Here is a 20,977-nt window from a genome sequence, read left to right as displayed (position 1 = left end):
ATTAACCCCTAGGTACTGTGAAGCTAAATAAAATATAGCTATGATTAACATAATATATATAGGTAGCTGCTGGGGCTTTGAATAGCTCGAAGCAATAAAAAATCTCACTAGTTGAAAATTAAACTTCATTTGCTTGTATCTCCATAAAAGTAGTTTCTAAATTTCCTTCTAGTAGCAAACTCTCTACAGACTCATGCAATACGATCCTACCCTCTTTTAAAAATGCTATGGATTCGCAGATTTTCTCTGCAACATCCAGTAAATGAGTAGAAAATATCACGGTTCCTCCATTCTCCACATAATCCTTCAAGCAATTTTTAAAGACAAGCACAGCAAAAGGGTCTAAACCATTTAACGGTTCATCCATAATGATAATAGGTGGACTAATCGTGAAAGCTGCTATCAATGCCATTTTGTGAAGCATTCCATAGGAATAAGTTCCCATTGGTTTATAAATACTCTTTTGCATTTCAAATGACTTTATATAGTAATCTAACTTTTCTTCATCTAATTTTTCATAGAGCTTTAAAACAAAATGTATCCAATCGTATGCAGAAATATTTTTAAAGACATGAATTGTATCCGGAATAAAATAAAACTGCTTTTTAAATATTGTTTCATGAGTTTTCGGTATATTATTTATCACTATATTTCCACCGTCTTGCTCTTCCAACCCCGTGATACAATGTAATGTAGTTGTCTTCCCAGCACCATTAGCGCCAACAAATCCTAAAATTCCTCCTTTTTTCACTTGTAAATCTACGCCTTTTAAAACTTCCTGTTTACCAAACTTTTTGGTTAAATTTAGAATAGTTAGCACCTACGCCTACCTTCCTTCACTGTTGTACTCTCCTTAATTTATTAAAATTTCTTTTTGGCAATCCAGTAGTGCATTATAGTCATCATTACAAAAATGATGAGGAGTGTTGCTATAATATCAATTGCCCAACTAGCACCCAGTTCACCTGTTATAAGAATGCTTGTAGCTCGAAGACTCATACTTGCCGGATTAAAAGTATCTATTATTGGGTGTAAACCTGCACATAAACGGCTTATTAAAAGAAAAACAATACTTATCAATGCGATAAACGCAGGGCTAGTAAAAAATGTACTCATCATGGCTACAAATGTAATGACAAATAACACCCAAATACTATATAGAACAAACGCTAAAATCATTTGCGAAATAGGAATCGGCGTAAATAAGTAAGCAGTATAGCCGTAGGACACGGTGTAACCAATTGCAATACAAAGAACTGCCAACAAATAATGGGTGAATATTTTACTTCCTATATAAGAGGAGATAGAAACTGGTCTCGTCAAAATAAATGCCAGCATTCCATTTGCTTTCTCAGATTGAATCACACTCATTACAGCAACTACCAGAACAATAATCCCTAACTGATCAAACTGTGAGTTAAGTGTCGAAGCAAGTACTTCACTACCCATAGGTTTTGTCATTGTAGGGTCAATAATAATACCCTCCACTCCACCAAGGGTTTCTAAAATAAGTGGCAAATAATACATCATAATCGGCTGAGTAAGCCCTAACAGGACAAAAACTATTGGTAGCCATATAATTTTATATTCGCTAATCATTTGATTGATTTCCTTTTTACTTAATGCTATAAACGTATTCATACATCCACCACCAATGATAAAAAGATTTCTTCAAGACTCTCTTTCATCCCTATCTCAAATTTTGTAAAACAAACTTTTTCATCCAAACCAAATTGTAATAATTGAGAAGCATTTACTTCTGGTTCATTTACGAATATTTTAAACCCGTCTTCATAGCTGACTATCTTCTTAACATAAGGCAACTGGTCAACTTTTTGTAACCATTTAAAATTTTCTTTTGGAATAGCTATGTATATAGCGCTTTCCTGATTTCGATTTAGTAAATCTGATTTTGTTGCATCTTCAATTTTCTGACCGTTTTTTATGACAACAAATCGTTCACAGATTTCTTCTGCATCTCCCAGGATATGTGTGGATAATAATATTGTCGTATCCTTTTTTATTTCTTTCATCAAATTCAAAACTTCTCTTCTCCCTATTGGGTCGAGTGCAGATACAGGTTCGTCCATGATTATTATTGTTGGCTTATGTAGGAGGGCTTGTGCAATACCTAACCGCTGCTTCATTCCACCTGAAAATATCCCTACCTTAGTTTGAGACTCATTTGCTAGTCCTACCTTTTCTAAAATAAGAGGAATATCTTGTTGCAATATGTTTTTAGCAATACCTGATAATGTCCCCATAAATAGTAAGGTTTCATAAGCAGTCATCCATGAGAAAAAATTTGGATACTGCGGTAAATAACCAATCTGATTTTTTTTTGTAGAGATTTTTTTTCCATCTAGCAAAATATTACCTTCATCAGCATTTAGAATATCTGCAATGATTTGTATTAGGGTAGACTTACCAGCACCGTTTGGACCGATTAGACCTACACATTCGTTTGAATCCATCTCCATTGAAAAATGATGAACAGCCGTTTTATGTTTAAACCTTTTAGTAATATTATTTATTTCTAATCGCATGTTCATTTACGTCCCTTCTGCCAATCACAAAATATAAAATAGGTCCAATAGTATTAAAGAAGATTATTAACAATGTCCAAAGAAACACATTTTGTCTCGTGGATCTATGACGATATAAATCAATTAAGGCAATCATTATCAATAAAAGTGTTACAAGAAAAAAAGGAATTATAATTGGCAAAAAGAATCCCCAATCAATTTCTGAAATTTCATTTATTCCAAAGTGTAATTGCATGATTTTTTCACTCCATTCTGTTATCATTATCGATAACGATAACAGAAGAATTAACCAAACTCAATAACTTTTTTCACTGTACATTTCTAAAATTTTATTTTATATTTTTTGATAATGTTCTCTGTTATAGGAATGAAACTCTTTAAATATTGATAACATCACATCTAACTTGTAGGAGGAACTAATTATGCGTAACAAAGTAGAGGTCATAATGCACCCCGTGAGAATGAAAATATTACAAGCTCTAATGAAAAATAAAGAAGAAGGCGTAAGTACATTAGAAATGATTGCCATTATTAAAGATGTGCCACAAGCAACCTTATATCGCCATATTCAAATTTTGTTGGATGAAAGTATCATAAAGATCGTCAAGGAAAGGAAGGTAAGATCCGTCATTGAAAAATTTTATGCTCTTAATGAAGAAGAGGCAGCAGGTATAAATGACGAAGATTGGAAGAGCCTTACAAAGGAACAAAAATTAAATTATATTTCCAACTATCAATTGGTTTTACTATCCCAATATCAAAATTATTTAACTTTACTAGAGGATAAGGAAAACGTTGAAGATACAGCCACATTCTCATTAATAGAATTGGCCTTATCTGATGAGCAATTTACGCTTTTCCAAAATGAACTAAACAATCTAATGATAAAATATTATAAAATGAGTAACTCAAACGAGAAAACAAACAATAAAACCGTTGCAGTTAACATAATTCCTAAGCTTTAGATTTAAGCGATACCTGCATGAGGGATTGCACATGCTTCAAGGGACGCTCAGGAAAATGCAGACGCCAGTGAGATAGCAGAGCATCGGCTGTCCCTTCGCCCATTTGAGCATTATTGAAAGTAAGTGCTCAGGTTCCTGATGACTTATTTTGTAAAAATATAACACAAAACCATCATTTTAACTTTTTTAGATTTCCCCCCTCTTTCCGTGGTATCCTTTATAGAGAAGGATGGAGAAACGTTGCTACTCTTTACGGACAAAAAAAGGGGGAAAAGATATTACAAAAGCAGATGTGTTACGTACCTACGAGGAGGCGCTTATCCTGTCTTCTACGGAGCGCTGGTTAATCATCGGGGGAGCATTTATCGTACTAGCATTAATATTGATGTGGTTCTTGTTTCGGAAGATCAGTCTGTTTGCCTTCGTCGGGGTGTTCTTTATAACCCTTCTTGCTACCGTTTTTGGCGGATTCTACCTATGGGTCATCGTGGACTCCTATGAGGAGGAACATATCACAGATTGGGAGGAACAGGTAGAAGAGAACTATATCCTTACATTTCCACTGGTGACCCTAAAGATTGATGAGTACAAGGAAATTAATTCCATGCGTGCTGAGATGGTTTCCTTCACTGACCCTCCGCGCAAGCTGTATTCCTATCAGCTGAGCGGTGGGGACATTCCAGATGGGGAAAAGCTTCGTCTTAATGTGGAGCGTGTGCGTGTCGAAGGATTGACCGAACCGTATATAACTTATCAGTACCTAGAGGAAGCCATTGCTCCTGAAGGGACGCTTCACTTCCTAGAAGGCTATTACAACGTGAAGCTGTATATACCGAAAGAGGATTGAACAAACACCCCCTATGTGGGGTGTTTTGTCTTCCGAGAAAGCAAATCTTTAGTATGACTATGCTAACAAGTTAATCATATCGGGGATGATTTGGTTTGATGGTGGTCCCCGAGCACATCAAACAAGAGGTTTTCTTATTTGTTCCGACTATTGCTTAGTGATAAATGCAAATTTCTATGTTGAATAAGATAAGTTATAAATAAAGTTACAACAACTTATACATGGTTATTGATGAGGATGTATAGCCCATTTTTTCATAAAGTCTTTGTGCATTTTTATTGTTACCAAATACACTTAATCCAATTGAATCCATTCCAAGCTCTTTTACTCTTTCTTGTAGTTCCTCTATTGCTTTAGTTGCCATCTCAGTCATACATTGCTTAAACTTAAAAAGACGCCTGTTACAATAATACAGGCGTCTTCTATCTATTCTCTTTGATAAAGTAAATTATCTATAATGTACTGGTAACAATTATCTGGAAGAAGATATCTTGGCTCCCCACCCATTGCAAACTCATCTCTTATATAGGAAGAGCTGATTTCCATTGCTAGGCCTTTGTCTATGAGGTGAAAGCCTTCATCGTTGTTTCTTAAGATAGGTGATTTGCTGATTACTTTTAGCATATCGATTCCATCTCTTGCCATAACGATAAATTTGTTTTCCTTCACAAGATCTTCTCCTCTTTGCCATTTACCAGCGCCTATGTCTACCAGTAAATCAGCTCCCATAATGAAAAACACTTCATCATTTGGATATTTTTCTTTGAAATGCTTCATCGTTTCATAAGTATTTGCATTCCAAGCTTCCTGTTTCATCTCATAGTCATCCGCTTCAAAATTTTCGTTGTTTTCGATAGCAAGTAATATCATATTCCAACGATGACTATCTGCAACATTCATCTCTTTGTCCCTTCTCTTATGCGAGCAAGGTAAAAAGACTACTTTATCCAAACGACACCTACGTCCCACTGTACTCGCCGTCCATAAATGGACATTCGTGATGGGATCAAAGGATGAACCATAGATTCCAATCCTAGCCATATTGTTTCCTCCTGCAAATCTAATTTTTTTGTTTCATCATTTTATGAGTCTTCTCTTTAATCTCCGCAATTCGAGTCATTTTGTTATCCCAACATTTTTGACTCAAATCAACTGGATATTCTTCCGGGTTAAGTGGGCGCTTATATTCATCCCAAAGCAGCTCCAAGTTTTCGGTAACATTTTCTCGAATTTCTTGAATGGAAGGAAGATCGTAAACAAGAATTCCATTTTGAAAGACCGTATGATGCAATTCCCTTGCTTCGAAATTGGTCACAAATTTGCTGATAAATGTATGGACCGGATGGAACATCTTTAATCTCTCCTCGTTTTGAGGTTCCTCTGTTTCCAATGCGATATAGTCACCTTCTGATTTTCCATTGTTTCGATTAATGATTCGGTAAACCTTTTTGAGGCCAGGGGTCGAAACCTTTTCTGGGTTCGCACTAATTTTGATAGTGTCCACCATCTCCCCATCTTTTCCTTCTATAGAAACAAGCTTATAAACAGCCCCTAATGCAGGCTGGTCGAAAGCAGTGATTAGCTTTGTTCCAATTCCCCATGTATCTATTTTTGCACCTTGTGCTTTGAGGTTCATAATGGTTTCCTCGTCTAAATCATTAGAGGCAGATATCTTTGTGTTTTTGAACCCAGCTTCGTCCAGCATCTTCCTTGCTTCTTTTGATAAATAGGCCAAGTCGCCACTGTCTAACCGAATACCCTTAAAATTAATCTTGTCCCCCTGCTCTTTTGCTACTCGAATAGCATTCGGCACACCCGACTTCAATGTGTCGTACGTATCGACTAAAAATACACAGTCCTTATGACTCTCGGCATACTTGGTGAACGCTAAATATTCATCAATATAAGCCTGAACCAATGAATGAGCGTGGGTACCGGCAATAGGGATACCAAACAGTTTTCCAGCTCTGACATTAGATGTCCCATTGAAACCTGCAATATAAGCAGCTCTTGTGCCCCAGATAGCCGCATCCATCTCTTGAGCACGACGTGTACCAAATTCTAAAGTTGTATCATCTCCAACTACTTGTTTGATTCGTGCTGCCTTAGTTGCAATAAGCGTTTGAAAATTGATGATGTTTAAAATTGGAGTTTCAATCAGCTGAGCTTCTGCCAGTGGAGCCTCTATGCGCAAAATGGGTTCATTCGGAAAAACCAGCTCTCCTTCTTTTAGACTTCTCAAAGTACCAGTGAATCGAAGACCTTTTAAGTAATTTAGATATTCCTCTTCATAGCCCTGTTCTCTTAAATAATCGATATCTGTCTCAGAAAAATGGAAGTTGTTTATAAATTGGATTACTCGCTCTAGACCGGCAAAAATAGCATAGCCGTTACCAAAGGGAAGCTTTCGAAAATAAACTTCGAACACAGATTTTTGATTGTGAAATCCATCTTTCCAATACGTTTGTGCCATATTTATTTGATAAAGGTCCGTATGAAGTGCCAAGCTATCGTCATTATATAACCTTTCCATTTAATAAAACCTCCTAGTTTTAAATTCGATTAAATAATTTCTGCTCCTAAAGAGCCTTGGAAATGCCCTAATGCCCAGTCATGTCCCACTTGGTTGAAGCTAGCAACTGCCTCCTTGTGGATGACAATCTTAAAGCCTTTGTTGTAAGCGTCCATAGCAGTATGAAGCACACAAATATCGGTACATACTCCTACTAAATGAACTTCAGTAATCCCTCTTTCGCGTAGTTTTATTTCTAAATCTGTCCCAGCGAAAGCAGAGTATCTTGTTTTGTCCATCCAATACACTTGGTTACTACTTTTATGCTTTTCATATACCTCTTGCAGTCCACCATATAATTTACGACCCTCTGTTCCTTCTAAATTGTGGGCAGGAAATAATTTGGTTTCGGGGTGATAGGGATCTCCTTGCTTGTGTAGATCAATCGCAAATACTACGTAATGATTTTCCTGAAGAAAAGATTCTGTTAGGCGTATAATTTCTTGCTCAATTTCTTGCCCTGGTTTACCACATGTTAAAGCTCCATCCATTGCAACAAAATCATTTGTGTAATCAATGTTAATAAGTGCTTTCATTTTAACTTCCTCCTAATTAATGTTATTGACAAACAAAATGTTAATCATAAATATTAAAAAAATTAATACCTAGCCGTATAAATTGACTTTATAATATCCATCTCCAAAAATTCGTATAGAGCCGCCGGTGACTTAGAAGTCCTTTGTGTCTTTTTGCCTGGCACTTTTTGAATGAAAGGAAGGGTCTTAATCTTGCGAGCAAATGATTGTTCGCTCAGTATACTTGGTTCATCAGTTACCGTTGCTAGTACCGCTTGCAGCTCCGAATAAGTGAAATTTTTCGGCAAGAAGTTTTTAGCCACCGTTGTTTGAAGCAAATCATTAGTGATTATTCGAATAGCATCTGTAATAATATTCTGGTGATCGAAAGCTAACTTAAGGTTTAATACTTCATCAATGGAATATAACTCAACTTCTGCTGCGTCATCTGCCGCTTTTCTTTTAGAAAGGTAATCCATGGGAACAATTGCATAGTGTGCGTTCGTAATAATCCATCCGCGTGGGTCTCTACCAGGTTTGTCGTACACCCCGAAATGTTTAATCAGTACATCGGCTACACCGGTTTCTTCCTCTAACTCTCTTTTAGCAGCTTCCAAAGCTGTTTCATCCTCTTGGACAAACCCTCCAGGAAGCGCCCATTTTCCCGCTTCTATATTTGTCTCTCCCTCTGCATTGAGGAACGCTCTCTGAATTAGCATAAGTTTTAGTGACATTTTTGGTGGTTTGTGTTCTTCCTTGTTTTCTGGAATGATGGTAAAAACCGCAATGTCCGATGTATAGCCATCAGGGGTTTTATATTTACTAATATTATATTGCTTTAACGCTTCTTCGTTAGACATATCTAGCACTCCTTTCGAAGACGATTTAATTCATTTTTTGATTAACGATTTGTTAATCCTTATTGTATTGTAATATCTGGAAATAAAAAAGTCAACTGAAAAGTCAAACAAAAGAAACAGCTTGGAAATTTTTTAGTGACCAATTCTTGTATACGAATTGCCCACTAAGGATTGTGGGAGACAAACAGAACATGCAAAGAGCGGGGAGAACCTTGCGGAAACAAGCATAAACCTTGCAGAAAGCCTAAAATCCGTCCAAAAAGCTTAGCTCATTAAAATGAACCAAGCCAATAATATTATATTTCCTATTTACCTAGGTTTATCCTTGAATTTCTTTAATGCTTTTCCCACTTAAAAACGCGTGACCTGATATGTATTTTTCGACTGTTTCAAATCCATATTTTTGGTAGACCTTTTCTATAGCTTCATTTATCGGCAAAACCCAAAGCATTTCTATCCCTTTTTTCTTTATCTCTTGCTGGATATAATCAATGATTTGACCGATTAATCCTTTACCTCTAAAGGCTTCTAATGTAGCAACACTTTCCATTCTAGCTTGATTGCCATCTTCAAAGATACAAGCAGTGGAGCAGGCAATACCATCGTAACGGAGAAGATAATGAGTGAAAGCTGGATGATTAAACTGCTCCTCAAAAACTTTTTCCATTACTTCAATGCCACCGAACTCTTTAATGCTACCTTCTATCTTTAGTGCTTCTTTATAGTTTTCATCTGTAACTATTTCAATCGTCACCATAGGATTAGGTGGTATATTAAGTTCTTTGTTATCCCATAATTGAACTGGGCTAATCATTTCTTCATATTTAAAATTTCTCAATTTTAATTCGGAAAGTAAATTTTGCTGATTTACTAAATCATAAATATAAAATCTAGGAACAATATTTTTTGATTGATAGAATTTTGTTGTCTCTTCAACTACTTTTTGAGGCTCTTCACAAGCATTCATTATCCTTGCATGATTTGCGTCATAGTAATTAGGCTGATTTTCATTATAAAATAGTATTCCCCAAGGCTTATCTATTTTTCTCGAAAATGTTTCACAATATGAAATGTCTAGTGCATGTATATTCTGCATGGTCATTAAATTACTCCTATCTCTTTTAATTCAATAAATCTTTTTTCAAGTAATAATGGTTAAAATCCCTACCTACGTTAGGAAGAGTTCCATATACTTCATACCCATGTTTTTTATAAAAGTCTAACGCCTGAAAGCTTAAAGTATCCAATTTGATAAAGTCACATTTTTGTTCCTTAGCAATTTCCTCTGCTTCCATTAACAACTTTGTACCAAATCCTTTATTCCGTAGCGAATCATCCATTATCAAAACATGAATTTCTAGCCAATTCCAGCAGATTTCTCCCAAAATCCCTCCAAGTACATTATCATTTTCATCCTTTAAAAAAATGTTAACCTCTTCATACCTACCTCTTAAATCCTCCGGAAAGTGTGCAAGATTAAAATAATACAATCGTTCATTAATATTTTTTTTAGATTCATTATTATCTTCTCTTATCATTCGTAGTTCCATATGTTCTCACCTCTTCTTTAATAAAGTCGATAAATCCTAAAATTGGTAAATTGATTCTTATCTAATTTTAACATGACTACAGAATGATAAATACTTTATTCTTTAAATTTTCCAATTAATTAGGGGATATATTTTAGATAAGCAAAATTGAGAAAGTTGATTGTATGAATTTGAGATGTATATTACGTAGAATTTAGAAAATAACTATTAGTTATTAGACTGTATGAAGGAGAGAATAGTTTGGATATTAAACAAGTTATGGTTGCTGGAAGTGGAGTTTTAGGAAGTCAAATAGCATTTCAAACTGCTTTTAACGGATTTAACGTTTCCGTTTATGATATTAATGATGAGGCTTTAGAGAGAGCCAAGGAAAGACTAACTGGATTGAAAGCAGATTATAAAGAAGACTTAGGGACTACCCAAGAGGCAGTTGATGCTGCTTACGAACGTTTAACTTTGTTTACTGATTTGGCTGAAGCAGTTAAGGATGCTGATTTAGTAATTGAAGCAGTCCCTGAGGTTTTAGACATCAAAAAAGCATTATATGAAAAATTGGCAAAGATTGCACCAGAAAAAACAATTTTAGCATCTAACTCTTCCACAATGATTCCTAGTCAGCTTGTTGAATTTACAGGTCGCCCTGAAAAATTCCTTCACTTGCACTTCGCTAATAGAATTTGGGTAAACAACACAGCCGAGATTATGAAGCATGATAGAACAGATGCTAGCGTATTTGAAGAAATTATTGAATTTGCTAAAGCTATAAATATGATTGCTCTTCCTATTTACAAAGAACAACCTGGATATATTTTAAATTCCTTATTAGTACCATTTTTAGACGCTGCTCAAAATTTAGTAGCTAATGGTATTGCAGACCCTGAAACAGTTGATAAGACATGGATGGCTGGCATGGGAGTATCGAGAGGTCCCTTCGGCGTTCTAGATATTATTGGGCTTAACACACCTTATAATATAGCAGTTGAAAAAGCCAAATCAGGTAATGATCAAAAGGCTAAAATAGCAGAATACTTTAAAACAGAGCTAATCGATAAAGGCAGACTTGGCATACAAACAGGTAAAGGATTCTATGATTATCCACACCCAAAATATGAAGACCCAAATTTCCTAAAATAAATTCCAAAAGAAGACTGTTCTTCAGTCTTCTTTTTCTTTGGTTCTTTGCCATTTCCTCTGATAGGGAAATTAAAGCTTATCTATGTGAATTTTCACCTATTCCTCACTATCTAATACATGGGAGTATTACTGGAATCCAAATCCTAAAGACTATTAAGACAATCTAACGCTTGTTTACTACAATGGGGCGCTACTTTACGTCAATTTCTCAATATTTTACTACAATCCATTTCTCGCTATTGTTTGTGAGGTTGGTTTACGACAATCTAGCGCTCGTTTACTACAATCGAGCTCTACTTTACGACAATCCCTCATTATTTTACTACAATCCATTTACACCTCTTGATTGTGAGGCTGATTTACGACAATCTAGTGCTCGTTTACTACAATGAGGCTCTACTTTACGACAATCCACCGATATTTTACTACAATCCATTTCCTGATCATGTTTGTGGAGCTACTTTACGACAATCTAGCGCTCGTTTACTACAATCGAGCTTTACTTTACGACAATCCCCCGATATTTTACTACAATCCATTCACCGCTCTTGTTTATGAGGCTGGTTTAGTTATTCGTTGCAATTAAATAATTTCCCCATTATTAATACTCGATTCATATGCCCTCTTCGCCATTTCATAATGGTCACCGTGCCAATTTTTCACCTCATTAAAGTGAAAAAACTTCAGCTCTAAGCTCTCAAATGATTTTTGCATTTTCCCCCCCATAATTTCACAAGCAAAAAGCGGGTGATAGGAAGTATGTGGCTGTCCAAGGTTTCCAGGCTTTCTTGTAAATATATCAATAAGTTCATTAACCTTTACAGTTAAACCCGTTTCCTCTAAAAATTCTCTTTTTAAAGATTCTTGAGGACTTTCGCCAGCTTCGCACCAACCACCAATAATGCCCCATGTTCCATCATCTGCTCGACGCTCTAAAAGAATTTTTCTATCTTCTGAAAAAATCACACCATTTACTCCGACCTTGGGCGTTACATGTCCAAGCTCTTTTAAAAATTTATCTTTAATAATGCTTTCTTTAATTTCAACAATTTCCGAATATTCTTTGCTTGCTAGGGTGAGTAGCATTTCATATCTATCTCTATCATACGGATCATTAGCATAATGAAGACCATGCTGAGCTATTGATCGAATTTGATCTAATAAAGATAATCGATTTTCCATTTATTATTTCCCTCCTTTATTAGTAAATATTATCGAGATAATCTATTTTTCTCTAAGTCTCTCAATGAAAAAGTTTAAATTATCGTGATACAAGGAGTTCCAAAATTGTCTATTATAATTATCCTCATTTATCTGTACTCTTTCATCTAATTTCATTAATTTATCCTTTAGTTCATTAAAGATGCATTTTAACTTTTCTTCGTTTTCTGTTTCTATTATTAAAAGCCAGTACTTTTTAAAACATTTCAAACAAGAAAACCAGCTATCTAATGAGGAATTTACAAAATATTTTTCTACTCTTTCCGTGATTTCGTGCTCAAGCTCATATATTTCACTTGTAGTCTGGGAGATCGTAATTAAATTTCCGGTATTGCTATTTTCAGCAATAACTAAGTATGGTTGGAACTTTTCTAAGCTAGCTAGAAAGTTTTCTTTGAAATCATTATCTAATGTTGATAAAGACCAATCATTTTTTATAGTCCATTCTTTTACATCTAATAGAAAACCGTTTGAATTAGTAAATAGCTCCACATTTAAACATTCATATTCATTTTCATCAAATCTATAATTATGTATATTTTCGTTTAGTTCCAATTTTGTCTACTCCTTTATGCATTTTTGTTAGCCACCTAGTATAATTCTACAAATTGTTCCTATTTCCTTGTTCTTTATAATGGATAGAATAAAGAGTGGAGTAAACCTTGCAGAAACGAAAGAGAACCTTGCGGAGCTTCCATTCACTTGTTAATAAACAAAAAAAGCCAGAGCGACGTAATTATCACACTGACTTTCTTTATTTATTTAGTGAAGCATTATAGATCCGCCATCAACCATAATTGTTTGGCCAGTGATATATTGAGAATCCTCACTTGCTAAAAATACTGCTACACGACCGATATCTTCTTCAACATCACCAAAGCGACCAAGGGGAATTTTGCTGCGAACGGCTTCATAATATTCTGGTTGTGCTTTCGCCCATGCTTGTACGCCTTCTGAGTTTGCAATAGGGGAAATAAGGTTTACATTAATACCGAAGCGACCCCATTCATTGGCAGCTACTCTGGAAATTCCACGAATCGCTTCTTTGGCAGCAGCGTAAGCACCTTGTGTTTCGTGTCCATTTAAACCTGCTCCAGAAGCAAAGTTAATAACATTTCCCTTAGATTCCTTTAAGTAAGGGAGTGCTGCCTGCATTAGATAGAAGGTTGGGTAAAATCCTGTTCCAAATGACAGGTCAAGATCGGCTTGCGTCGTTTCTTCAATTGTCACCTGTTTAGATGCATGTGCATTATTTACTAAAACATCAATTCTTCCGTATTTTTCTGCTACAGCTGTAACTATAGATGGAAGATTTTCTCTATCCATTAAGTTCGCTTTTAAAAACATAGATTTAGGCGAGATTTCTTGAAGTATTTTTAAACCTGCTTGTCCAGCCTCTTCGTTAACATCCACGATTGCTAATATTGCTCCTTCTCTAGCCATCGCCTTGGACATACCAAGTCCAATACCTCCAGCGCCACCAGTAACAATAATTACCTTATCTTTAAGTTTGTCCATTATATTGCCTCCTTAACTTATCTATTAAATCCTACTACTTTAACAATAAAATCTCCATTAAATCGCTTTTAGAAGTATAAAAGTTATCCGCTAAATTTTGAAAGGAGAATTTATTTGCGTTACTTATTCTCTTTTCCATATATACTTCATCTTCTGGGCTTTTGGCAATGATTGCAGAAGCATATTTAAGTCTCCATTTATAAACTTTCTGACTATATGGTAGTGTCTCCGGAGGCCGCAAACCTAGTTGGTTCACCCTCTTTGGCACCTTCCTATTTTTTGCCTAATTAGTTTAAGTAAATAGTCCATATTATTATATTCTCCCCCCAATTTGCAAATATGCAGACTATGTAGAAAACTAAGGTTTTAATCCTCTAAATAAAAAAGAGTGAATATCCTAGGGACGGATAGACACTCTTAGTTTCTTATTCTTTTCCTGAAATATAAGCCCATTTATAGCTATAGTCACCTGTAAACGGATGAGATATGATTCCGTGCACATATGGTTTTTGTAGCGACATAAGCCCTGATTGATACATGGATGCAATTGGAGCATCTTCTTCCATTATAATTTTCTCTGCTTTAGCTAGTGCTTCCCAACGTGCCTCTGGCTCCAATGCAAGTTCATTTTTTGCTTGGTCAATGAGCTTATCCAGCTCGGGGTTTGAATAGGACATATTGTTTTGTGGTGAGCCCGTGACAAACAATTCTAGGAAGGTAATTGGATCCTGGAAGTCAGGTGCCCAGCCTGTACTTTGAATGTCGTAATCCTGTGCTGCGTCTTTATCTAATTTTACATTGAAAGTGACTGGTATAAGCTTGACAGTCAATCCTTTAAGATTACCTTCCATCTGAGCTTTTAAATATTCATCCATATTTTGAGCTAGCTCACCATCATTACCGACCAATTCTAATTCTAATTCCGTCAATCCTTCCTCGGCCATTCCCTCTGCAAATAGTTTAGTAGCTTCTTCTGGATTGTACTTAGCCATATCCCCGTTAATTTCACGGAAATCCTGTTGATTTTCATCAAAAGTTAATCCTTTAGGAACTAGGAAATCTCCTGGAATAGAGCCGTTAGCTAATATCACAGATGCCAAATCCTCTTTATTGAAGGACATTGCGATTGCTTTACGGATTTTCACATTTGAAAGAGCAGTCTTTTGTCCATCACGCTCTTGGTTCAGCTTCAAATAGAATATTGTCGGTTTTAGCTCTTGTAGCACCTCTTCATGATCGGCATATTGAAGAGCAAACTCACCGGATAAACCAACACGATCTTTTTCACCATTCTCGTATAGGTTAACAGATGTAGCAGTTTCTTTAATTACGTCCACGTTAATTTTGTCTAACTGAACAACTTCCGCATCCCAATAATTTGGATTTTTCTCTAGTGACCAAGATAAGCCTGTCCCATCCCATTCAGTCAATACGAATGGTCCGTTGTATATAAGACTATCAGAATTAGAAGAATATGAACTTCCCATCTCTGTTACATACTCTTCATTTTGAGGATAAAAAGTTCCAAATGCCATTAACGAACTAAAATAAGGCACTGGTCTTTCTAGAGTTACCTTCAATGTTTTCTCATCTATTGCTTCCACACCTAATTCTTCCTTGCTCATCTCACCCATTGAAATTTGCGTTGCATTTTTTATTAATCCCTGCATCATATAAGGTCCATATGAGCTGCCTGTGTCTGGGTCAATCGCTCTTCTCCAAGCAAACACAAAATCATTTGCAGTAACTGAAGTACCATTTGACCATTTTGCATCTCGTAATTTAAACGTATAGGTCAATCCATCCTCTGAAACTTCTGGTTCTCCCTCAGCCATAGCAGGCACTGCAATGTTCTCTTGATTTAATCGGTAAAGACCTTCCATAACATTGTTTAAGTAATTGAATGAAACTGCATCGTCCGCTAAAACAGAATCCATCGATGGAATTTCAGCACCTGCAACTAAATTTAACTCTTGTGCCTCATCAAGCTCACCAGAATCCTTTCCCTCAGTAGTTTCAGGCTCTTTTGGTGTACTACTTTCTGTTTTTTCTTCTTGATTGCATGCAACTAACAAAATACTTAAGACAAGTAAAAACACACATAATAACTTTCTATTAATCTTCCTCACATAATTTTCCCCCTTTTGTACTGTAACTATATTAATATATTTTAAAAATTCTAAAAAATCAATACTTTTTCAGATTTCACTCATTCTTTCAGCTTAATTCCTTAGTAAAGAAGAAGCTAGCAAACATTCGTTTACTAGCTTCTCTATTTCACCGTTATAATTTATAATTCCCTAGCCATTTCCTTTACAATTTCATCTATTGCAGTCACTACACCGGATTTGTTTTGTACTAATACGCTGAATATATATTGTTGACCGCTACTGCCTTCTAAATAACCACTAAGTGTACTAACTCCAGTTAAAGATCCAGTTTTGGCAAAAACCTTACCTGAAGTGAGCGAATCCTTCAATCGATTTCTTAATGTACCTCCTACCATTCTTTCAGGATGTGCAGCTATAGGAAGACTATTAAAATAAGTATTGAACCAATCTTCCCCTTGCACTTTATATAGCAAGTCACTAATAGCAAAGCTAGAGACCGAGTTTGCATGAGACATTCCGGACCCGTCCTCAAACTTCCAGTCATTCATATTTAATTGGATGGACTTGCCGTATTGCTCAATTACCTTTAAACCTGCCTTCGTGCTTCCATGATGTCCCTCTACTTTACCCATCGTTTTTACTAAAATGTCAGCAATTCCATTATTACTTAGCTTCATAAAAGGAATAAGTAATTCCTTCAATGGCATAGATTCTTTCACCGAGATGAGAGTAGCACTTTTAGGAGTTGCTGCTCTAAAAAGTTTTTCTTTTTTGTACTCTATACCTTCTTCTTCTAGTATTTCTTGAAACATTGTGAGCGTATGAGTAGTAGGGTGAAGCATCGTTACCCATTCTCTTTTGGTTTTATCAATCGGTAGGTTACCATTTATGATGATTTGATTTGTTCTATAAGATCTCTCAATGGTAATGGTGTTGCTTTGACCCGCCGCAACGGTTTGAGCTTGATTGACTATTTCTAAATCTCCAAGATAAGGAGTTGCTTTTACTAAAGGAGCATTTCCGATAGCCGAACCACTTACATCTATGATAATTGTTCCAGAATCATAGTCAGCATTTGGTGATGTAGTCAATGCAGAAATTGGAGCTGCATAGTAATACGATTCATCACCTTCCCATATACCTGGAGTTAACAAATCATCATCGAACCATTTGTCATCACCAACAATTCTTCCATCAATAGATTGAATACCTTTTGCTTTTAAAGCTTGCGCAAATTGTCTTAAGTCTTCCTCCATAAGAGTAGGATCTCCTTGCCCCTGAAGATATACATCCCCTTTGAGAACTCCGTTAGACAGCTTACCACTAGTATATAAGCTTGTTTTAAAACGATAATCTTCTCCAAGAATGTCTAGTGCTGCTGCAGTGGTGATTAGTTTCATATTCGAAGCTGGTTTGACAGGAGTTTGACCATTATAGTCATACACAGCCTCACCAGTCATCCGATCGATAACCGCGATACTCACCTCTCCACCTGTCAGTTTTTCATCAATAATTTTTGAAATAGACTCATCCAAAGTCAAAACGAACGGTTCTTCTGCTTGAGCAACCTGTCCCATTCCAAGTAAACTTACAAATAATACCCAAGCCATCATTAGGCTTGTCCACTTTTTCCTCATAACCTTCCCCCTCTTCTAATTTTCATTGATAGATAAGGGTCATATTCCTCATAAAGAAAAAATTTCCTTCAATGGAATAAAAAACAGGCTTTTCGATTGAGTTTAATGTAGCCTCACTCATTCGATAAGCCTATATACACTTTCTGAATAACGCGTCTTTTGTATTAGTGGTGATTTTTTCACTTTTTAATAGAAGTAGTTACGTTTGCTGCACGATAAAAAAGTAGATTTTTAGTAATTCGTTTTGTTATGACCGTATAAAATTTTTTATGACCGTTCAGCTTAATGTAATTAAATGATTCGAAAAGTAGTTGAAAGCAGTTGATGAATCTTTTCGGTGTTTAATGATGTATCAAAGGAAAGATAAGGAGATTCCTCCTGCGAGACCATTTTCGGAAGAAAAAGTGGGCTATCCAAGCCCAGCTGCTCTAAACGTTTTTTGTAAAAAGAATAATAGCTATCCTTCTTTAACGGCCCAGCATGTAATATTCCCGTCACATCATTTTTAGCTAGCTCTAAAATAGCATTAGATAAGTCATCCACATTCACAAAGGATCTATAAACATTTGCCCACGCATGGAATGGTTTATCATCTTTAATGTTCTTTATTATTTGGTCTGTTCGATTGTCTAATTTATTCATATCGCCATACAAAGGACCTGTTCGAATTATTACATGATTTGGATGAGTATTCATAACATATCTTTCTCCCTCATGTTTAGCATTCACATATACTGCTAGCCGGGCTTCTTTAGGCAACAAACCGGTAGGATCCAATTCCTTATAGCTGCCTTTCCCTTCCACAAATACTGCATCGGTAGATACGAAGATTAGCTTGGTGGTACTTTCTAATTCTTCTAGGACATTTTTCAATCCCACGTGAATTAGTTGATCCTCTGCCTCCATACTCATAAGACACCATATTACTACATCCGGCATACTCTTCTTAATAGCTTGTACAATGGAAGGTTTGTCTGTTACATCTACATGCATTAAATTTATTTCATTTTTCAGTGATCTAGAGGTTCCTACAACGGTTAGCGAGTCATCTTCTAAAGCCCTTCGATATAGAGTAGAGCCCAAAAATCCTGTAGCACCTAATATTAGTATTTTCATCATGTCTTTCCCTTGTTATTAGATTTGGTTATTATAAGGTTTTCTATAGATTCTTGTATTGAATTTCTTCCATTCTTCTTTAAGTTTAGTCCATTCTACTATTTTCCAAGGATTAAAGAAGGTTTGACCATTTTTATTGAAGAAGAGCTTATCACCTATACAGTAAGAGGCATGTTGAATAACTCCTTCTGCATTAATCCAAGTAATAATGTCAGTATCTTCAACATCTCCTTCATGAATTAAGTACCCCGCCTTCTTAATCCCTTCTAGAAATGTTTGTGGATGTACCCATTCATGTATCATCCATTCATGCTGCGTGGCAGCGAATAATGTTGCGGATAAGCAATTACTTCCCGCCTTATAGGGAAAAGTATTTGCAAACTGTTTTAAATGTATTGGAGCTTTTTCTGGCAACTCCGAACAAGACCAACTATCCCATTTCTTTGCATATTCCAGAAGCATCTCTACTTTTAACTGATAAGAGAGAGAGTTCCACATTTTACTTTGAACTACTATGTATGTTTTATTATTTTTGAATACCAAATGATCTTCTGAAATATTACTGCTTGTATTATTTAAAGGTAAAACTAATCCTCTATTTATTTCTACTTGCCTTTTATTTAACATATTTTTTTGGTCTTTCGGTAGTTTGTTAAACCACTCAGATTTCGCCATTATAATATATTGAACATCATTTGCTATGTTCTAATACTCGTAGCTATTCACAATTTGAATATCATTATAAGAAGTGTGCTTGAAAAATTCATTCTTCGGTATAATTAGCACTTCAAAAAGATACTTATCCAATTCTAGTAAGTCCGATTCTTTAATAAAAAAGAAATCTAATTCTGGTACATATTGTTGTATCCAACTATTTATGTGTTCATTTGATGGTACTATATTCATTTCAATAACCTCTCAGCCAGTCTTCTTTTGTTATCGTATAATGCTCATGTTGTTCAGAATCTATTTGGATAGTTCCTTTAAAGCAAAAACCACATTTATGAATAACTTTGAGCGATCCAAGATTGCGAGGAAGGACTACCGTATTTAGTAGTTGAACATTTGTATATGTAAACAAATAATGGACTAATCCCTTTACAGCCTCTGAAGCATAACCACGCTTTCGATAATGCTTGGATATTGCATAAGCTATTTCTCGATTTTGTTCGGGGAGCTCCTCCTTCAAACCTGTATTGCAAAAACCGATAAATTTTCCGCTTTTCTTTAAAATAATCCCTAACTTTAAATAGTTTTGATCATCAATATTTGGCACTGCTGACAAAAAAGATTGATTTGATGGAATTTCATAGTTTGTAACCCAGCTTGCTCGTTGTTCTTTTGTAGAACGCCAATCAGGTAAAAATTCATAAACCTCTGGTTGTGATGTTAGTTAATAAATAGCACCGACATCTTCAATTGAAAACTCTCTTAATAATATTTCACCACAATCTATTGTAAATAATTGATCCATATTAAAATCCTCAGCTTCCATAAAAAAATTTATTTCAACAAATACTCTGTTACAATTTCACAGTATTGCTCTGGCGTTTCATAATGTGGGGAATGTCCGCAGTTTTCTATTAAAACCACTTCACCCTGTCGTAAATCTTTGTTAAAAACTTCTATTTGAATAGGACAAGTCACTACATCATGCTCGCCTAAGATTAATAAACAAGGTATATTTATTTCTTTAAGCAAGTGTAAGGCTGATTTAAAAATACTTCCTTCTTCTCTCAAACGATTAAAATGAATTTCTGATTTATCATAAAATATTTCCCATTGGCTCTCTGTATAGACAGTTGAATCGGTAGTATTATCAAAATTAGATGTATATATTTCCATTCTTTTATCATTTAAAAAAGAGCTAAGCTCCATATATCCTTCGACAAGCAATCTTGGCGAATAAGAGCTTTTAGCCAATTCCATGCACTGTTCTTGAAGATCTGGCTGTTTATATTTTTCAAATAAATCCGCCGTCTTACTGAGGAGTGCCTTTCCTGTCAGTTCAAAGTCAAAAGTTGGAGCTTCAAAAATAACTTTTTCAATTGAATTGGGGTAGCGATGAGCATAAAGTGCAGCTAGATAGCCTCCAAAAGAATGTCCAATAATAGACCACTCCTGTATTTCCAAATGTTTTCGAAGCTCCTCACAATCTTCTATTAAATTATCTAGACAAAAAGATTCTTCTATTTTAATAGCCTCCGACCTACAAACACCACGTTGATCTAAAGTAATTAATCTAAAGCGACTGCCTAACCTACTTGTCTGGTGATAAGAAAAATCAAAGCAGCTCTCTCCTGGTCCGCCGTGAAGAAATAAGACAGCTTTGTCACAGGTCTTACTTTCTTCAAAGTTCTTTTCCATTGATTTGTATCAACTGTC

General features: G+C 35.5%; 23 protein-coding genes and 1 pseudogene. 3 read left to right on the top strand and 21 right to left on the bottom strand.

Annotated features, from left to right (window positions below):
• Nucleotides 1-118: 118 nt before the first annotated feature.
• The 4 genes from MHB55_RS07785 to MHB55_RS07770 are packed head-to-tail and all read right to left on the bottom strand — an operon-like array spanning nucleotide 119 to nucleotide 2,781.
• Nucleotides 119-820 (bottom strand): ABC transporter ATP-binding protein, encoded by a 702-nt coding sequence (locus MHB55_RS07785; RefSeq protein WP_340862927.1) that lies wholly within the window; start codon nucleotides 818-820, stop codon nucleotides 119-121.
• A 41-nt stretch (nucleotides 821-861) separates the two neighbouring features.
• The gene (locus MHB55_RS07780; protein WP_154311045.1) at nucleotides 862-1,641 is read right to left on the bottom strand and encodes a hypothetical protein; all 780 of its coding nucleotides are present in this window, start codon (nucleotides 1,639-1,641) and stop codon (nucleotides 862-864) included.
• Nucleotides 1,638-2,546, bottom strand: a complete 909-nt coding sequence (locus MHB55_RS07775) for an ABC transporter ATP-binding protein (RefSeq protein ID WP_151113714.1) — start codon at nucleotides 2,544-2,546, stop codon at nucleotides 1,638-1,640. The genes MHB55_RS07780 and MHB55_RS07775 overlap by 4 nt, the downstream gene beginning before the upstream one ends.
• Nucleotides 2,527-2,781, bottom strand: coding sequence for a PLD nuclease N-terminal domain-containing protein (locus MHB55_RS07770; protein WP_154311046.1), 255 nt, complete (start codon nucleotides 2,779-2,781; stop codon nucleotides 2,527-2,529). The genes MHB55_RS07775 and MHB55_RS07770 overlap by 20 nt, the downstream gene beginning before the upstream one ends.
• A gap of 187 nt (nucleotides 2,782-2,968) precedes the next feature.
• Here MHB55_RS07770 and MHB55_RS07765 point away from each other — a divergent pair, with 187 nt between their 5' ends.
• Together MHB55_RS07765 and MHB55_RS07760 are read left to right on the top strand one after the other, a co-directional pair.
• A complete protein-coding gene (locus MHB55_RS07765) occupies nucleotides 2,969-3,511 on the top strand; it encodes a helix-turn-helix domain-containing protein (protein ID WP_151110398.1) in 543 nt (180 codons plus the stop codon).
• Nucleotides 3,512-3,740: 229 nt separating this feature from the next.
• Entirely contained in the window at nucleotides 3,741-4,358 is a 618-nt protein-coding gene (locus MHB55_RS07760) for a hypothetical protein (RefSeq protein WP_340862926.1), read from the top strand.
• A gap of 205 nt (nucleotides 4,359-4,563) precedes the next feature.
• Here MHB55_RS07760 and MHB55_RS07755 read toward each other — a convergent pair whose 3' ends face one another.
• From MHB55_RS07755 to MHB55_RS07725, 7 genes are all read right to left on the bottom strand, one after another.
• Nucleotides 4,564-4,731 (bottom strand): GNAT family N-acetyltransferase, encoded by a 168-nt coding sequence (locus MHB55_RS07755; RefSeq protein WP_340862925.1) that lies wholly within the window; start codon nucleotides 4,729-4,731, stop codon nucleotides 4,564-4,566.
• Between the two features lie 53 nt (nucleotides 4,732-4,784).
• Complete coding sequence (gene nadD, locus MHB55_RS07750) at nucleotides 4,785-5,399, bottom strand: nicotinate (nicotinamide) nucleotide adenylyltransferase (protein WP_144538172.1); 615 nt, start codon at nucleotides 5,397-5,399, stop codon at nucleotides 4,785-4,787.
• A gap of 19 nt (nucleotides 5,400-5,418) precedes the next feature.
• Nucleotides 5,419-6,891: a nicotinate phosphoribosyltransferase gene (locus MHB55_RS07745; protein WP_340862923.1), complete on the bottom strand. Its 1,473-nt coding sequence runs from the start codon at nucleotides 6,889-6,891 to the stop codon at nucleotides 5,419-5,421.
• Between the two features lie 29 nt (nucleotides 6,892-6,920).
• Nucleotides 6,921-7,466 (bottom strand): isochorismatase family protein, encoded by a 546-nt coding sequence (locus MHB55_RS07740; RefSeq protein WP_144538170.1) that lies wholly within the window; start codon nucleotides 7,464-7,466, stop codon nucleotides 6,921-6,923.
• A 62-nt stretch (nucleotides 7,467-7,528) separates the two neighbouring features.
• Nucleotides 7,529-8,305 carry an NUDIX domain-containing protein gene (locus MHB55_RS07735; protein WP_144538169.1) on the bottom strand — a complete coding sequence of 259 codons (777 nt, stop codon included), beginning with the start codon at nucleotides 8,303-8,305 and terminating at the stop codon, nucleotides 7,529-7,531.
• 319 nt (nucleotides 8,306-8,624) lie between these two features.
• Complete coding sequence (locus MHB55_RS07730) at nucleotides 8,625-9,407, bottom strand: GNAT family N-acetyltransferase (protein ID WP_340862922.1); 783 nt, start codon at nucleotides 9,405-9,407, stop codon at nucleotides 8,625-8,627.
• A 19-nt stretch (nucleotides 9,408-9,426) separates the two neighbouring features.
• Complete coding sequence (locus tag MHB55_RS07725; RefSeq protein ID WP_191696344.1) at nucleotides 9,427-9,855, bottom strand: GNAT family N-acetyltransferase; 429 nt, start codon at nucleotides 9,853-9,855, stop codon at nucleotides 9,427-9,429.
• Nucleotides 9,856-10,095: 240 nt separating this feature from the next.
• On the opposite strand from MHB55_RS07725, the gene MHB55_RS07720 reads away from it, so the two are divergent.
• Nucleotides 10,096-10,989 carry a 3-hydroxyacyl-CoA dehydrogenase gene (locus tag MHB55_RS07720; RefSeq protein WP_340862921.1) on the top strand — a complete coding sequence of 298 codons (894 nt, stop codon included), beginning with the start codon at nucleotides 10,096-10,098 and terminating at the stop codon, nucleotides 10,987-10,989.
• A 582-nt stretch (nucleotides 10,990-11,571) separates the two neighbouring features.
• Here MHB55_RS07720 and MHB55_RS07715 read toward each other — a convergent pair.
• From MHB55_RS07715 to MHB55_RS07670, 10 genes and pseudogenes are all read right to left on the bottom strand, one after another.
• Nucleotides 11,572-12,171: an NUDIX hydrolase N-terminal domain-containing protein gene (locus MHB55_RS07715; protein WP_340862920.1), complete on the bottom strand. Its 600-nt coding sequence runs from the start codon at nucleotides 12,169-12,171 to the stop codon at nucleotides 11,572-11,574.
• Between the two features lie 42 nt (nucleotides 12,172-12,213).
• Complete coding sequence (locus tag MHB55_RS07710; protein WP_151110422.1) at nucleotides 12,214-12,765, bottom strand: SUKH-4 family immunity protein; 552 nt, start codon at nucleotides 12,763-12,765, stop codon at nucleotides 12,214-12,216.
• A 207-nt stretch (nucleotides 12,766-12,972) separates the two neighbouring features.
• Nucleotides 12,973-13,728 (bottom strand): SDR family NAD(P)-dependent oxidoreductase, encoded by a 756-nt coding sequence (locus MHB55_RS07705; RefSeq protein ID WP_144538163.1) that lies wholly within the window; start codon nucleotides 13,726-13,728, stop codon nucleotides 12,973-12,975.
• A gap of 425 nt (nucleotides 13,729-14,153) precedes the next feature.
• On the bottom strand, nucleotides 14,154-15,857 hold the full coding sequence (locus MHB55_RS07700) for a peptide ABC transporter substrate-binding protein (RefSeq protein ID WP_151110424.1): 1,704 nt from the start codon (nucleotides 15,855-15,857) through the stop codon (nucleotides 14,154-14,156).
• A gap of 161 nt (nucleotides 15,858-16,018) precedes the next feature.
• Nucleotides 16,019-17,476 carry a D-alanyl-D-alanine carboxypeptidase/D-alanyl-D-alanine endopeptidase gene (gene dacB / locus MHB55_RS07695; protein ID WP_340862919.1) on the bottom strand — a complete coding sequence of 486 codons (1,458 nt, stop codon included), beginning with the start codon at nucleotides 17,474-17,476 and terminating at the stop codon, nucleotides 16,019-16,021.
• Nucleotides 17,477-17,767: 291 nt separating this feature from the next.
• Nucleotides 17,768-18,592: an SDR family oxidoreductase gene (locus MHB55_RS07690; protein ID WP_340862918.1), complete on the bottom strand. Its 825-nt coding sequence runs from the start codon at nucleotides 18,590-18,592 to the stop codon at nucleotides 17,768-17,770.
• Nucleotides 18,593-18,610: 18 nt separating this feature from the next.
• Nucleotides 18,611-19,267: a hypothetical protein gene (locus MHB55_RS07685; RefSeq protein ID WP_340862917.1), complete on the bottom strand. Its 657-nt coding sequence runs from the start codon at nucleotides 19,265-19,267 to the stop codon at nucleotides 18,611-18,613.
• Nucleotides 19,268-19,297: 30 nt separating this feature from the next.
• On the bottom strand, nucleotides 19,298-19,498 hold the full coding sequence (locus MHB55_RS07680) for a hypothetical protein (protein WP_340862916.1): 201 nt from the start codon (nucleotides 19,496-19,498) through the stop codon (nucleotides 19,298-19,300).
• A gap of 1 nt (nucleotide 19,499) precedes the next feature.
• Nucleotides 19,500-20,066: pseudogene (locus tag MHB55_RS07675) on the bottom strand (GNAT family N-acetyltransferase).
• Nucleotides 20,067-20,095: 29 nt separating this feature from the next.
• Nucleotides 20,096-20,959, bottom strand: a complete 864-nt coding sequence (locus MHB55_RS07670) for an alpha/beta fold hydrolase (RefSeq protein ID WP_340862915.1) — start codon at nucleotides 20,957-20,959, stop codon at nucleotides 20,096-20,098.
• Nucleotides 20,960-20,977: the final 18 nt, after the last annotated feature.

The sequence above is a fragment of the Psychrobacillus sp. FSL K6-1267 genome, assembly GCF_038003265.1.
Classification (GTDB): domain Bacteria; phylum Bacillota; class Bacilli; order Bacillales_A; family Planococcaceae; genus Psychrobacillus; species Psychrobacillus faecigallinarum.
Note: the sequence above shows the minus strand (reverse complement) of the source record. Positions and strands in the feature narration are given on the sequence as shown.